At 48.0% G+C, this 15,858-nt stretch carries 11 protein-coding genes and 1 riboswitch; of the genes, 1 reads left to right on the top strand and 10 read right to left on the bottom strand.

Annotation, left to right across the window (positions count from 1 at the left end; all coding sequences use genetic code 11):
* Positions 1–141 precede the first annotated feature (141 nt).
* The 4 genes from ABEW73_RS18280 to ABEW73_RS18265 form a co-directional block, all read right to left on the bottom strand.
* On the bottom strand, positions 142–1,824 hold the full coding sequence (locus ABEW73_RS18280; RefSeq protein ID WP_430166827.1) for an ABC transporter substrate-binding protein: 1,683 nt from the start codon (positions 1,822–1,824) through the stop codon (positions 142–144).
* 67 nt (positions 1,825–1,891) lie between these two features.
* Positions 1,892–2,791: a carbohydrate ABC transporter permease gene (locus ABEW73_RS18275; protein WP_430166825.1), complete on the bottom strand. Its 900-nt coding sequence runs from the start codon at positions 2,789–2,791 to the stop codon at positions 1,892–1,894.
* Between the two features lie 27 nt (positions 2,792–2,818).
* Positions 2,819–3,796 (bottom strand): ABC transporter permease, encoded by a 978-nt coding sequence (locus tag ABEW73_RS18270; protein WP_430166823.1) that lies wholly within the window; start codon positions 3,794–3,796, stop codon positions 2,819–2,821.
* A 321-nt stretch (positions 3,797–4,117) separates the two neighbouring features.
* A complete protein-coding gene (locus tag ABEW73_RS18265; RefSeq protein WP_430166822.1) occupies positions 4,118–6,205 on the bottom strand; it encodes a molybdopterin-containing oxidoreductase family protein in 2,088 nt (695 codons plus the stop codon).
* A 484-nt stretch (positions 6,206–6,689) separates the two neighbouring features.
* Positions 6,690–6,885, top strand: a riboswitch (cyclic di-AMP (ydaO/yuaA leader).
* Between the two features lie 162 nt (positions 6,886–7,047).
* On the opposite strand from ABEW73_RS18265, the gene ABEW73_RS18260 reads away from it, so the two are divergent.
* On the top strand, positions 7,048–8,874 hold the full coding sequence (locus tag ABEW73_RS18260) for an APC family permease (RefSeq protein WP_430166820.1): 1,827 nt from the start codon (positions 7,048–7,050) through the stop codon (positions 8,872–8,874).
* 145 nt (positions 8,875–9,019) lie between these two features.
* Here ABEW73_RS18260 and ABEW73_RS18255 read toward each other — a convergent pair whose 3' ends face one another.
* The 6 genes from ABEW73_RS18255 to ABEW73_RS18230 all read right to left on the bottom strand — a co-directional run bounded on the left by ABEW73_RS18255 (position 9,020) and on the right by ABEW73_RS18230 (position 15,703).
* Complete coding sequence (locus ABEW73_RS18255) at positions 9,020–9,892, bottom strand: formate/nitrite transporter family protein (RefSeq protein ID WP_430166818.1); 873 nt, start codon at positions 9,890–9,892, stop codon at positions 9,020–9,022.
* A 333-nt stretch (positions 9,893–10,225) separates the two neighbouring features.
* Entirely contained in the window at positions 10,226–11,473 is a 1,248-nt protein-coding gene (locus tag ABEW73_RS18250) for an MFS transporter (protein ID WP_430166816.1), read from the bottom strand.
* 106 nt (positions 11,474–11,579) lie between these two features.
* Positions 11,580–12,173, bottom strand: a complete 594-nt coding sequence (locus tag ABEW73_RS18245) for a TetR/AcrR family transcriptional regulator (protein WP_430166814.1) — start codon at positions 12,171–12,173, stop codon at positions 11,580–11,582.
* A 248-nt stretch (positions 12,174–12,421) separates the two neighbouring features.
* The gene (locus ABEW73_RS18240; RefSeq protein WP_430166813.1) at positions 12,422–13,018 is read right to left on the bottom strand and encodes a DUF4352 domain-containing protein; all 597 of its coding nucleotides are present in this window, start codon (positions 13,016–13,018) and stop codon (positions 12,422–12,424) included.
* 127 nt (positions 13,019–13,145) lie between these two features.
* The gene (locus ABEW73_RS18235) at positions 13,146–14,507 is read right to left on the bottom strand and encodes an FAD-dependent oxidoreductase (RefSeq protein WP_430166811.1); all 1,362 of its coding nucleotides are present in this window, start codon (positions 14,505–14,507) and stop codon (positions 13,146–13,148) included.
* Positions 14,508–15,223: 716 nt separating this feature from the next.
* The gene (locus ABEW73_RS18230) at positions 15,224–15,703 is read right to left on the bottom strand and encodes a glutathione peroxidase (protein WP_430166809.1); all 480 of its coding nucleotides are present in this window, start codon (positions 15,701–15,703) and stop codon (positions 15,224–15,226) included.
* Positions 15,704–15,858: the final 155 nt, after the last annotated feature.

Genomic DNA, 15,858 nt, shown 5'->3' with positions numbered 1-15,858 from the left:
AAAATTTGCCTTATTTTCATATCATACTATACATAATGAACTAACGGATACAAAACAAGGGTAATCGATACTAAAACAGAATCATCCCACAGAGTCCGAGGGACTCATTGGGATGATTCATTACGATTGTTCGATTAAAGATTATTTATTCTGTTTCTCAAGATTTGCCTGCCACTTAGCTGTACGGTAATCAAGAAGCTGCTGGTAACCCAGATCCATCAAACTCTTGTTTCCTTGATCAAGAATTTGATCTACTTCTTCATCACTCTTCGCCATAACGGAGTTAGCATAAATTTCGAGGAACAATTCATCCACAGATTTGGCAATAATATCTTCATCTGAGTTTGGAGGAGCATCAAGACCAACAAATTCAGTAACGTTTAATTGTGTCGGCCAAGTAACCGTTTGTTGGTAACGCACTTCCCACTGCTGTTCTTCAGCAGGAAGGGTCGACATATACTTCCACTTAGCAGGGTCAATGTAACTCGTATTACCTACGAGCTGCCACGGGCTATTCTCAGCTGAGATTTTTGTTACTTCTTCTCTATCATAATTTTCTGTGAAATTTGGTTGACCATTCTCATCGAATCCCTTCCAGTTCTTACCTTCTGGACCGAAGAATTGAACGTTCATACCTTCTGGACCTGTCATCCAGTCAAGGAATGCGAAGATTGCCTCTGGATCTTCGGCTGCTGTAGTAATATGTGCAGCGTTCCATCCAAAGCTCGTGTAAGTACCTGCAGTAATCTTGTTCTTATCCAATCCTGGCTTATGAATAGGCCAAATCATGAAATAACCGCCATTTGGATCGTCCTTCGTTAATTCAATCTGTGCTTTTGCTGCGATATCTGTCGGGCTTGAACCTGCAAATACAGCCACCCGGCCAGTCATTACTTTCTCTTTAACCATATCCTCGGTTTGGCTAAATGCATCTTGAGAAATAAGTTTCTCTCTGTAGAGTTTAGCGATATATTTCTGAGCTTCACGGAATGTTGGATCTGTAAGTAACGGAGTCAGTTTTCCATCCTTTGGAACAGCAAGCAAGTTTGCTTTTAAGTTCGAATAGCTTAATTGCTCTCCAAATGCCGTATATAATACCCCAAGTCCTTGTCTATCCTGCGCCCGGTGCGGTTCGAATGGAACAATTGTATCACCATACTTGTCTTTAACCATCTTCAAGTAGTTATACAAATCGTCAGTTGTTTCAAGTGGTGGCTGACCTAACTCATCGTAAATTTTCTTGTTAACAACATAACCTGCAGTACCATAAGGATTAGATGAGTACCAGTTAGGGAATCTGTAAATCTTTCCATCGTCAGCACGAAGCAGATCCAGATCGCCCATCCATGTTTTCAGGTTAGGATATTTATCTAACCAAGGATCGAATGCAACCAGCTTACCTTCTTTTTGAAGGCTTAAAACCATTGGTTCGTCACGGTCTGTCCAGATTAAATCAGGCAGATCGTCAGATGCAATCATTGCACTCAGCTTTTGCTTATGTGCTCCATTAGCCGCAATTACATCGATTTTCACTTGCTTCTCTTCACTTAAATACTTACCAAGCGGAACGCTTTCCCACTTAGGGAAGTCTGTTCCTTCATAGTGAGCATAAGCTGAAAACTGAAGCGGCTTCTCGCCAAGTACCCACTTGCCTTCATCACTGCCCTCTGCTGGCGGGTCCGTTTTCTCGCCGCTATCGCCGTTTGCTGCAGGCGGTGCTGCTGGAGCTGGCTCAGCTGATTTGCCGCCGCATCCTGCCAGAGCTGTGACCAGTACGAAAATCAAAGATACCATCAACAGCAAAGACTTTCTTGTCTTTCTCATGTACTAAACCCCTCTCATTCTAAAAATATATATGTTCAAAGCTGTTCGCCTTAAACCGTTCTTAGAACTACTCTTTCAGCGAGCCTACAAGAACACCTTTAACAAAGTACTTTTGCACAAAAGGATATACAAGAACGATTGGCAGTGTCACTACAATCATCATAGCCATTGTGAGTGATTTGGAGGTGATCTGTTTGGATCGTTCCATTAACATAGCAGAAGCGCTATCAAGAACTGAGTTTGAATTCGTTACAATATTGGCATTCAGCGTCTGCCGCAATATCGTCTGTATTGGCAGCAAATTATCACTAGTAATATAAATACTAGGGAAGAACCAGTCATTCCAGTGACCTACGGCTGTGAACAATGATAGCGTTGCAATTACCGGACCGGACAGCGGAAGTATAATCCGGAAGAACATTCCCCAGTTGCTGCAGCCATCAATACTAGCAGACTCTTCCAAACCAACAGGGAGACCTTTAAAGAAGGTTCGGAATATAATCATGTTCCATACGCTGATTAGGGATGGAATAATAAACACCCAGAAAGAGTTCATCATACCAAGCGACCGAATCAGGAGATAAGACGGAATCAATCCCCCAGCAAAGTACATTGTGAAAACAAAGAACACCATATAAAAGTTCCGACCGATCAAATAGTTACGAGTCATTCCGAATGCCAAAAGGGCGGTCATAAATATTGACGTTGCGGTTCCGACTACGGTCCGGGCAATGGATATAAAGAATCCATTAGCCAATCGGTCATCATCTAATATAATTTTGTAATTCTCCAGTGTGAATTCCCGAGGCCAGAAGGTAATCCCGCCTTTAGCGGTGTCTACACCCTGGTTAAAGGATACGGCCACAGCATTCCAGAATGGATAAAGTGCTGAGAAGGCCAATAAAGTAAGAAATGTATAGATCAAGACAAGCACGATCTTGTCACCAGTGCTAATTCTTTTAAGCATGCTGTACCTCCTGATTGCTACTGATTATTACCATAGACTGTTACCGGATCTTCGAGCCGCATAGTTAGCGATCGTAAGCAGGAAGACAGCAATAACCGATTTGAAGAGTCCGATGGCAACCCCGTAAGAATAGCGATTTCCTCCTAGGCCGACGCGATAAACATAGGTATCTACAACGTCGGATACCGGCCTTAATACAGGGTTAGAGGCCAACAGCAAGATATCCTCGAATCCTGCATCGAGCAGTCTACCGATTGCAAGAATCATAAAGATGATAACGACTGGCATAATCGAAGGAAGCGTAATTAGATAGATCTGCTTTGTCTTGCTAGCCCCGTCGATGTCTGCAGCTTCATACAGAGCCGGATCAATACTGGCTATGGCGGCGAGATATACAATCGAGTTAAAACCAATCTCTTTCCATACGTTAGCCGAAATCAGAATTGTCCAGAAATATTGTTTTAGAGAAAGGAAGTTGATCGGTTCATCAATGGCCCCCACACTCTGCAGCAGCATATTGACACTGCCATTTTCTGTAGAGAGCATTGCAATTACAAATCCCGCGACAATAACCCAGGACAAGAAGTGAGGCAAGTAGGTAATCGTCTGGATCACTCTCTTGAAGAACATATGTCGAACTTCATTCAACATCAGTGCGAGAATAATCGGTGCCGGAAAACCAATAAAGAATTTAAGTAAACTGATTACAATCGTATTCCGAATAATCCTCTCAAACTCTGGGGCATTAAAAAAAGCCTCAAAATGTTTAAAGCCCACCCATGGATTCTCAAAAATCTGTGAACCTGTAAAAATGCTGTAATCCATAAATCCGGTAATTACACCGTACATCGGCAGATAGGCAAAAATGAAAACGAGAATAAGTCCTGGTAAAACCATCAGCTGAACATCCCATTGCTTCAATAAGCGTCTAAATAAACTTTTATTATGGACCTTTGGCTGCCGGGTAATGGGTGATGGTTGCTGTTCTGTAGTAGCTTGCGGCATATTTATCCTCCTGTTACAAATTGATGTAAATACATGCCGGTTCTCTGAAATCTGCGACTTCGAAACCGCTTGCAATTGACTTAGTACCATTCTACCCATGGAAATATATTGAAGCTATATAATAAAAGCCCGATTTTTTATACTTCTACCTGAATGTTTCATCCGTTCCAGCCAATTAAAATAACCGTCTATCGACGTACTTTCTCAGTAGACAGACCTTATTTGGCAGAGGTATTTCTTGCGCGACAAGGATGCTAAGCCTTGAAAAAAAAGACTGCCTTCAGGTCATATAGACCTTCAAGACAGTCTTTGTATTCATCTTTAAGCACCGGTTATTGTAGTCCTGACCTCTACCACCGTTGAGAAGAAGGTAGCCCCTTCGCCCATATCCGACAACCTGTCGGGTGTAAGGGCGTTGGCCCGCTGCTTCCTGCCTTCGCCTTCCCACCACAAGCCTTGGCTGACTACGGTGCCCGGCAGCATTTTATCCGTCACCTTGGCTCGGACTTCGTAGGTTCCACGGTCGTTGTATACCGTAACCATGTCTCCGTCCACTATACCGCGTTCCTCTGCATCCGTCGGATGAATCTGCAGGGCAGGCTCCTTCTCCAGCTTCTGATGCTTCTCCACATTCGCAAAGGTCGAATTCAGGAAGTTGTGATTTGGCGGCGAAATGAACATGAGCGGGTATTTGTGCCCGCGGCCGCGCCTTACGCCGTCATATCCTTCCTTCAAGGGCACGTAAGTCGGAAGAGGCGGAAGACCTGCTTCCTCCAACTGCACGGAGTAAAGCTCGATCCGGCCAGAAGGCGTCGGCAAACGATCCAGATAGGTTTCAAGCGGCGTCATGTCAAGCTTCACATAGCGGTGTTCCTTTAGCTTGTCCAGCGTGACGCCGTTCAGATAAGGATTGTCCGGGAAGTCGAGCGCTCTTGCCATCATCTCCTCTTCGGTCTCATGGAAGGCCGGGTCGGTGAAACCCATGGCCCGGCCCAGTAAGGAGAACAGCTCCACGTTGCTCTTGCTCTCCCCGAGCGCCGGAATGACCGGCTCCTGCAGCTGGATATACTGATGCCAGTAAGAACCGAACAAATCCGTATTCTCAAATGAGGAGGTTGCGGGAAGCACGATATCCGCATACTTGGCTGTATCCGTCATGAACAGATCGTGTACGACGGTAAACAGATCCTCCCTTGCAAACCCTTCGCGCACCCGCCCGGTGTCAGGAGCGACAACCAGCGGGTTGCTGCAATAGACAAAGACCGACTTAATCGGCTGTTCTGTCATGGCCAGCGCCTCGCCGATCCGGTTCATGTTAATGATCCGGGCATTCGGATTCGGTCGGAGATCCGGACGCTCCAGTGCATCGCTATCCATGCTGTTGTAGCCGCCATTCGACTTGGCAGCCCCTCCGCCCCGCTTCAGCCATTGTCCGGTCAACGCCGGAAGCATCGCGATGCTGCGCACTGTTAAGCCGCCATTGTCGTGATGCTGTAGACCGTTACCGATATGAATGTAGGAAGTATCGGCCCGGCCATACAGCTCGGCCAGCTTCTCGATATCCTCTACCGGAATGCCGGTAATGGAGGATACATGCTCTGGCGTATAGTCTTTGACATGCTCACGCAAGGCTTCATGCCCGAGCGTATACTGCCGGAGGAATTCCTCATTCACCATGCCGTCACGGAACATGATGTGCATGAGGCCGACGGCCAGTGCCGCATCCGTGCCCGGAAAGAGCGGAATGAACCAATCCGACCACTGCCCCGTCTGGTTCTTATGAACATCGATTACAATGACCTTGGCACCGGCCTTGCGCGCTTTCTCTGCCAGCACTACTTGGTGCATATTGGTGCTGACGATGTTGCCACCCCAGACGATTATGACATTGGCATGAACGGTTTCCTCCGGGACGGTACCTCCATTGAAACCCATCACGGATTTCCAGCCCTCACTGCCTGCGGAATTACAGATCGACTGCTTCAGGCGGCTGGCGCCCAGCCTGTTGAAGAATCTCCGATCCATGCCGTCCACGCTCAATATCCCCATATTGCCGTAGAAGCTATAAGGCAGGATGCTCTCAGAGCCATGCTCCTCGATCAGCTTCTTGTAGCGCCCGGTGATCTCCTGAATCGCTTCATCCCAGTTGATTCGCTCGAAGGCCCCCTCGCCCTTGGGGCCTACCCTTCGCAGCGGATAGAGCACGCGCTCCGGATGATACACCCGATGTGCCATATTCCGGACTTTATTACAGATGGCTCCCTGCGTCATCGGATGATCCGGATTGCCGGTAACTTTCACGATTTTTCCGTTCTCTTTATGCAGCAGGAGGCCGCAAGTATCGGGACAATCCAACGGACATACCGCCGGAAACACACCATTCTCCTGATGAATCATCGCTTGAGTCATTTCGTCCATTCCCCCTTGTACACGCTGAATCATATCCCCTTATCTTAAAAGAAAATCGGGGCTCCAGTAAAGTATTACATTTTTTTCTGAGCGAGTGTTTCACGATACTTCCTTCCGGGTATATTCCTATCAAGAGCAACGAAGAGGAACCCAGACCCTTTCTCTTCCTTGCCAAATCATGGACCACTCCCAAAAAATTCGCCATGCCCATGTCTCCTCCCCCGAGACCGGCATGGCGAATTTGTTTGTATCCAGCATCTATCGCATCACATCTAAAACTACTTGCCACTTACGCATCATAGAAAGTCATGCTTTCTGTAGCAAACATGCAAAAAACAAAGCCAGTCAAAGCCACATATTTATGTAAGCGCTTATCTGTCATTTTTTATAAATAATTCTGCTTAATTTTTCGTTGGAGGGTGTTTTACAAAAGATTTGAGCAGGCGTAATATACTATTCAGCTTCGAAATTATTCTTCATATTCACATGACATTCGCTTAATTTCCAATTTGGAAAGCGGGGGAACCACACGTATGGATGGATACCTATAGGATCCGTCAACCATACTATGGGGTGAATCCTGATGCAGCGCGTACGTACGCTGCGACTATTATCAGGTAGGGCGACTCTCACCGCCCGAATCCGACAGCTAACCTCGTCAGCGTTGATGGAGAGGGTTGTGAACTTGTGATCAAACACAGGGTTCTAACCTGTGTTTTTTGTTTGCCAAAAATTAATATTGGAATGGAGATAGCCCATATGTCCAGCACATGAGGCACACCGATTGAACTCACTTCAAGCAGCTCCCATCATGTACCTAATCTTAATCGGCGGTGAAAAACATGTTATCTTCTATCAAACGCTTCCTCATCGGAAGACCGCTTAAATCAACGGAATTGGGCGAGCAAAAGCTGAACAAAACCAAAGCGCTGGCCATCCTTTCCTCCGATGCCTTGTCATCCGTGGCCTATGGACCTGAACAAATTCTGATCGTCTTGATGACCGTTGGCGCGGCTGCCTATTGGTATTCCATACCGATTGCCGTTGGGGTCTTGGTCTTATTGCTGGCACTTATCCTATCCTATAGACAAATTATTTTCTCATATCCGCATGGCGGCGGAGCCTATGTGGTTTCCAAACGGAATTTAGACATGTATCCAGGATTGGTCGCTGGCGGCTCCCTGCTGGTCGACTACATCCTGACGGTTGCGGTCAGCGTATCGGCGGGGACGGACGCGATCACGTCTGCTTTTCCGGAACTGCACGCCTACAACCTGCCTATCTCCATCGTGTTCGTTCTATGTTTGACCGTACTCAATTTAAGAGGGGTTACGGAGTCGGCTACCATATTGGCTTATCCGGTTTACTTGTTTGTACTGGCGCTGTTTATCTTAATTGGCGTCGGAATATTCAACATAGCTACAGGCCATGCATCACCAGAGCTGCACACGCCGATCGGTACGCCTGTCGCCGGCCTCAGCTTGTTTCTGCTCCTGCGGGCATTTGCCTCGGGCAGCTCTGCCCTGACCGGCGTTGAAGCCATTTCTAACGCCATCCCGAATTTCAAGGATCCCGCTCCGAATAATGCGGCCAAAACCTTGGTCGCGATGGGATCCTTGCTGGCAATGTTATTTTCGGGCATCGTATTCCTGGCCTATTACTATGGGGTTAGCCCCAGCGAGCAAGTCACTGTCGTTTCCCAGATTGCCGAGCATACCTTTGGACGAAACGTTTTTTATTACTTTATCCAAGGAACGACGGCCCTCATTCTGATCCTGGCCGCCAACACGGGATATTCCGCCTTCCCGCTGCTTGCCGTTAATCTGGCGAAGGATAAATTTATTCCCCGAATGTTCACCGTCCGGGGGGACCGTCTGGGATATTCAAACGGGATTATCATACTTGGGCTCTTCTCTATTCTGTTGCTGCTGGCTTTCGAAGGCAAAACCGAGCACCTGATTCCTCTGTATGCCGTCGGCGTGTTTATCCCTTTTACCCTCTCCCAAACAGGGATGATGGTGAAGTGGATTCGCGAAAAGCCCGAAGGATGGATCGTCAAGCTGATCATTAATACCACCGGTGCATGCATTAGCTTTATCGTGACGATGATCTTCTTTTTCACGAAATTCGCCCAAGTGTGGACCGTCTTGATTTTCCTGCCGCTGATCATTTGGATCTTCACACGAATCCACAAACATTATGAGGCCGTAGCAGACCAGCTGCGAATTACGACCTGTGAGCCCGTTAAGCCGATTGAGGGAAATGTTATGATTCTGCCTGTGGCGGGAATCACGCATGTGGTGGAGAACTCGCTGAATTATGCCAAATCACTGGGAGCAGGCCAAATTATCGCGGTGTACGTGCCGTTCGAGCGGGAGGACGAGGCGGCCTTCCAGGAAAAATGGAAGAAGTGGCAGCCGGACATCCGGCTGGTGACGCTGCACTCGCCTTACCGGAGCATCATTCAGCCGCTGACCAAATTCATCGATACCGTGCAGCGGAAGGCAAGCGAATCCCACTACCAGGTTACCGTTGTCATACCGCAGTTCATCCCCAAGAAGGGCTGGCATAACTTCCTGCACAATCAGTCCAGCTTGCTTATTCGCGCACATTTACTGTATCGGAGAGATGTGATTATCACCACGGTACCGTACCATTTAAAAAAATAGCGGGCTTGTTCCCTCTGCGACTTAGACAAGGAATCCGCTCCGCCAACAACGTTAAAAAAGCTGCGATCATCCGCCCCCTATGCTTAAGGGAGCGGTCAATCGCAGCTTTTTTTCCTCCGCCTAGATGCTTACAGGCTTCGGGATATTAAGAAACATTCTGCGCAGAATGAACCTGTTGTGCAGTGCCGGTAGTTGGCGCAGACGGCATGGCGGGTTCTTGTTCGCCGCGGGGCATGACCTCAACCTTATCATCCTTCTTCAAATATACGGTCCCGTAGGCAACTCCTACAAACAGCGCGCCTCCGACGAAATTGCCAAGCCATACCGGAATGAAGTTCACCAGATACTCGCCCCAGCTGTAATATCCTTCAAATATCGCTGCGGGAATGAGGAACATGTTGGCCACCACGTGCTGAAAGCCAATGGCTACAAACGCCATCGTCGGAAACCATATCCCGAGAATTTTGCCACTCATCTGGTCCGATCCGTAGGACAGCCACACGGCGAGCGCTACGAGCCAGTTGCACCCGATGCCCGACAAGAAGGCTTGCAGGAAGCTGTCGTCGATCTTATGACCCGCCATGTCCACCAGCTTTTCCAGATAAACTCCGCTGCCTGTCAAACCAGTCACATGACCAAAGAAATAAGCGACGAACAACGCCCCTGCCATATTGCTTACCGTGACAAGAGCTAAATTCCGTACCATTTCTTTCGTGGAAATCCGTTTCTTGAATCTGGCCAGGGACACGGCCATCATGTTGCCTGTCAGCAGCTCTCCGCCTGCTAGCAATACAAGAATCAGTCCAACAGGGAATATCGCCGCGCCTATAAAACCGGCAATGCCTCCCCAAGCCTCCGATGCTCCAGCAATTACCCGAATATCGAGCAAAAAGCCGAGCGCGATAAAAGCACCCGCCAAAAACCCTAATATCATCACGTTCATGGCGGAATTTCGTGCTTTTTTCACCCCGTTTTCCAAGGTGATCTCCGCAATGCGATCAGGTTTATAATAGGCCATGGCCGCTCCCCCATTTCTCCCGCATTCCGTTCTGAAATCTCTCGAATGCAGCTTCTGATGTTTCTGTTACAGTTACCTATATTGTACCGCAGCCTCCATAGCAAGAACGTGAATTATATCACGATCTTGTGCGTCAGAGAGGACAAAGCACCCTCTGTCCTGGCTGCTCTTGATTTGCCCTGACTCATTCGCTCGATCCGAGCGAGCGGTACATGTAAAATAGCGGTGTCGGAGAAGATCCCGACACCGCTTGGTTGATGCTTGAACCAACCACCATGTTCTAACCCGGCAAGGCTAGGCCTTTATACCACCATCATGTTCGAAACCGGCAGCCTATGCCTCGGCAGCAGTCTCTACCCTAACAGGCGTTTCCTTTTCCTTAACCGGAACGTTCGGGATCGGAAGCTTCATGCTAATCAAGGACGACAGCAGGAAGAGCGCACCTGCCGTGAAATACACGACCACAATAGAGGTTGCCGACATATACCATCCCGTAAACCCGGAGCCGATAAGCAGCATGCCGGTAAACATCGGCGTCATCACGCCATTAAGCCGACCGATGAATTTCTCTTCCACCTGCTGCATCATCACGGCCATCAATACCGTCTGCGCCATCGCCATCAGCACCCCGGTTATGAAGCGCATCGTGCCGGTCAGGATCGGCCATTGGGACAGCACCTCGACAAAGGTCGAAAGGCCAAGGAAGGCAAGCCCGGCGAACAGCAAGTAGGAGCCTTTCACTTTGCCCGCAATCACCGCTGCGATCACACCGCCAATCAACATGCCAAGACCCTCTAGCGCGGTGAACCACTGAACGCTGGACATGGCCAACTGTAGACGCTCCGTGATGACAAAGATATCGAGCGGCTGAACAAGTCCGCTGCCGAGCGCCAATAAAACGTAGACCACCAACAGCACCTTCAGCAGCCGACTGGAGCCGATGTAAGTGAAACCTGCCTTCAAGTCCTTCATAATAGAACTGGTCGATTCCGAATTTTTAGATCGTTCATCCACACTAGAAGGTAGAAATGCCAGCACGATCCCCGAAGCGCCGAATAGAACCAACAAGCTGATTAAAGAGGCCTGCAATCCAAAAGCTTGATAGATCGTCGTGCCGACCATCGGTCCCAAAATGATGAACAGCGACATCGAGGTCTGGGACAATGCCGTAGCTGCGGGCACATGCTCATCCGGTAAGCAGCGCTTGATGATCTTCATGGACGAAGGCTGCGAGAATTGGGATACAACGGCTGATACCAAGGTCACCGCAAACACGGCCTGCCAATATCCCGCATAGACTACAAACAGGATAAGCAGTATGGATAAAAAGCTTAGAATGTCTCCCCAAATCATCGTTCGCTTGGGCCGCCAACGGTCAGCCAGCACGCCGCCAATCATGGAGATCACAAAGATGGGCGCGTATTCAATCACGGTCAGCAGCGATACGGCGACCGGGTCATGGTTGCTCTTCTCCATAATAAAGAACAACAGCGCCATGTTGCGGATCCAGATTCCGATATTTTGCATAAAATCCGAAACCATCAGGAGCACAAACGCCCGGTTGCCAAACAAATGCCTCATATTTCATCCCCCTCGTAAAACCGACTATTCGGTTTAATTATATGTGTGGAAACGCCCACCCTGCTTTCAAACCGACAGAAGCGTTTCCGATAAATCCTTCAATACACTACGAACCTTGACTCGATAACACACCGTTTAAAAAGTAAGTTACTCCTTTACGGTACAGCAGTCTCAATTCCTCCTGAGAACGTTCATAGTACGAAACCGACATTCCATCCAGAAGCGCGCCAAAAATGACGGATATCTCCTCGACATCTTTTACCGGTATCCGCCCTTCATCCGCTCCCTCCGCCAAAATCTCGCGGTAGAGCGTGCGCGGTCCTTGCAGAATCGCCAGCATCTCGCCCACAATCGTCTTATTCTCCGGCCGATTGATATAGAACTCCTCCGCGATCTTGGTGAGCGGATTCTGGAAGTCATCGACCATATGATCGGCAATGCCGTACAGCTTCTCCTCGAAGCTGGCGTAACGGGCTTTTTTATCGTTCCAGGCTTCCATCCATTCCTGATTCTGTTTCGCCATCAGCTTGACGAACAAATCTTCCTTGCTCTCAAAGTGATAATAGATGCTTCCCTTACTGGCCCCCGTATACTTGACCAGTTCATCCATAGATGTAGCCGCATACCCGCGCTGGATGAACAGCTCCTTCGCTTTATCCAGAATCAAATCCCGCTTTCGCTTTGCTTTTTCTGAAGACATCGGTGTAAGCACTCCTTGCTTGGAAAGAATAGTCCGCAATCCGTAAGCGGAAATCTGTTTCCTGTAATCAAAATGTATCTAAATTCGATGAACGCCATTCCAAATAAAAAACCGACTGTACGGTTTAATCATACTGAAAACATTCTCCCATGTAAAGCGATGCCTTGACAATGACATAAAAAAAAAGGACTTTGCCTAAACAAAATCCTCTCATCCCTCGTACATACTGAAACAAATATAATATTTTTTTATTCCACTGCCCAAATGGCTCTTCCTTCTTTCATCGGATCGCCATAACTCAGTTGCAGCCCCTTAACCCCCTGCTTCACTTCGTACGGAATTTCACCTGTCAGCTCGCCACCTGGGGCAATGGTGCCGTCCAGCATCTTCACGTCATCCGTAATGGGAACCGTATAGTTAAGATCGCTCGAATCCGTCAGGGAAAAAGATAGCGCGGAAGAGATGACCAGCGGCTCTTGGCCATTGTTCTTCACGGTAATGTCAACCACCTTAAACGTATGACCCGGCTGGGGCTTTAAGTATTCGTCCCCTTCGGATTCGCGTACGCCATTCAGCGTAATGACCGTGCCATGATAATCCACCGTATCGCCCACCGCGGCAGGTTCGCCGATCGGCTTCACCTCTGCGTTGACGGCCGGTTGGTCCTCCCCATGGGTTGGTTCTGCAGGCGGCTGCTCTTCAGACGTCCCCGTCTGACCTGTCCCCTCGTTATCCACAACAGCCGGCGGAGTCTCTGCAGGCGAATCAGCCTGATCATTGGAACAAGCAGCCGTCAGCAGCATGGAGAACAATGCAGCCGAGGCCAGCATTACTTTTTTATTCATAATTTATCCTACCTCCTGAAAGTCGAGATCTATATGTCCGGATATTTTCCAATTCGCTGTCAAAATCCATAATCCTTCAAAAATAAGAAAAAGACCCCCGAATCAGGGAGTCTTCTTGATGAGTGGATTAAGAATGCACCGGTGCTTTCGTCTCGACCGCCGGCAATGCCTGCAGTCCAGCCGTGTTAAGGAAATTCCACGGTTTGTTGTAATGCGGCTGGAAGAAGAAGTCGATGAATGCCAATTGATCAATCGTCATCCGATTCTGTATGCACACCGACAGCGTGTTAATGGATTGCGTCATATCCACTTTGGAAATGACCTGTGCACCAAGCATCCGGCGGCTGTCTTGCTCATATACCACCTTCAGTGTAACCTCTTCGAAGGTAGGCATGAATTCCGGACGGTAATGATCCGTAATGGTGACCGTCTCCACCTTCAAGCCTTCGTCCTTGGCGGCCCCTTCGGTTAATCCCGTCGAGGCAATGTTCTGTTCGTATATTTTCAATCCCGACGTACCTTGCGTTCCCATATATGGGGTTGTCGGCTGCACAAGGTTGCGTGCAACGAGCGTACCCATGCGGACTGCGTTGGTTGCCAGGGGAATGTACATCATTTTACCGGTCGGATTATAGTGTACGGAGCAGCAATCGCCTGCTGCATATACATCCTGCTTGCTGGTCTGCATATATTGGTCTACGACGATAGCGCCGTTCTCTAGCATATCCACCTGCCCCTTCAGCAGCTCCGTATTCGGACGGAATCCGATGCAGAGAATCACCAGATCCGTGTCGATCTCACCTTTGTCGGTGATGACCTTATTTACCTTGCCATCCTCGCCTTTGAAAGAAGTCACGGTCTGACCGAGAGCCATCTCAATCCCTTTTGCACGGAAGGACTCCTCGATCTTGCCGCTGAATTCAGGATCCAGATATTTGTTCAGGATGCGGTCGGCACTATCGATCAGCGTAACCTGCTTGCCGTTCTGCTGGAAGGCCTCCACCAGCTCCACGCCGATATAACCGGCGCCAACAACCGTAATGTGTTTCGCTTCCTGCGCTTTTTCGATGATCGTATTGGAATGATTATAGTTTTTGCAGAGCAGAATATGATTCAGGTCGATGCCTTCAAGCTTCGGTACGATTGGCCATGATCCGGTTGTAATAATCAGTTTGTCATAGGTATCATCAAAAGTTTCCTGTGTGACCAGGTTCCGAACTTTCAAGGTTTTATTGTCCGTATCCACCGAGATGATCTCATGCTTCATCTTGGTTTCGACACCCAGCTCGTCGAGCTTCTGAGGTGAAGAATAGAACAAACCGTCAGGGTCTTTCACAACGCCGCCGACGTAAAGCGCGATGCCACAAGACAGGAATGAGATGTTATCATTACGTTCATAAACGGTGATCTGTGCTTCCGGGTAAAGTTTAGCGGTATTCACGATGGCGGACGTTCCTGCATGGGTACAACCGATAACTGCAACTTTCATGGTTTTTCCTCCTCCAAGTATGAAGCTTATATTTGATTAAGATGAGCTCTTTTGCCTGGATTCATGCTTGGTAACGCTTGTTGAGCATGAATGTGGTGACGGGTAATATTATTTGTGATTTTTTTCACTTCATACTCTTATTATAATGTGATAAATTTCACAGTTCAATAGGTAATCGCGTTATTCACACATTGTTCATAATTTCACATAGTTAAGATGATAAAAGATGTTGACCTAAACAGTATGATTGCCTCACCGCTAATACCCTAGGTTAAACCAAGAATACAGGTTCGGTATCAGGGGATGCTATATGTCAGAAGGAAATTTGAACGAAAAATCGTACAACAACGAGTGTGGAGCGATCCTAGAAGGAAATTTGAACGAAAAATCGTTCAAAAATGAGCGTGAAGCGAACTTAGAAGGAAATTTGAACGAAAAATCCTACAAAAACTAGAGGGAAGCGATCCTGGAAGGGGATTTTGTACGAAAAAACATCCAAAAAAGAGCGTGAAGCGATCCTAGTAGGAAATTTGAAGGTCCGGCCTTATAAAGTTAATTCAAGCGATCATCCTATCTTATTACATGCTGCCTTGAAGGATCTTGCTTCGGCTACTAATGTAATGATGCATGGTATCTCCAAAAAAACAAGGCTGTTCTCCTCAGAGGGAAATCCCCCAAAGATAACAGCCCTGTTATGTAATCGTTACTTCCTGCCACTAACCAAGCAGTGATTCAATGGCACCCTTCATCGATTCCGGCGTATCTCGCGGTTCGAACCGCTGAACCACCTTGCCCTCGCGGTCTACCAGAAACTTGGTGAAATTCCAAGCGATCTCTCCGCCTTCATTCGGTCCTGGCTGCTCGGATTTCAAATATTGAAATAACGGATGCGTCCCTTCCCCGTTCACGTCAATCTTCGCAAAGATTGGGAAATTCACGCCATAATTCAATTGACAGAACGATTCAGCCTCTTCACTTGTACCCGGCTCCTGTCCGCCAAACTGATTGCACGGGAAACCAAGAACCTGCAGCCCTTGCTGGCTGTATTGGTCATACAGCTGCTGAAGCTCTCCGTATTGCGGCGTAAGTCCGCACTGGCTTGCCGTATTTGCAATAATCAGAACCTTGCCTGAATACTGATCGAGCGAGACTTCCTGACCTTTGGTATTGGTTGCATGATATTCATAAACTGACATCTTCGAATCTCCTCCCCGGCTTGTTTTGAATGGATGGCATGCTTTTCAAGCGCAACAGCCTAACCAATCTCCCTCCATCATATCGAATAATTGGCCCCAAACCAAATTTCGGTTCCAACGCCTCTACTCCGCCGCCCGCAAATCCATTATGATAA

Source organism: Paenibacillus lautus (genome assembly GCF_050482385.1).
GTDB lineage: Bacteria > Bacillota > Bacilli > Paenibacillales > Paenibacillaceae > Paenibacillus_AQ > Paenibacillus_AQ lautus_B.
The sequence above is the reverse complement of the archived record's forward strand: the minus strand, read 5'-3'. Positions and strand labels throughout refer to the sequence as shown.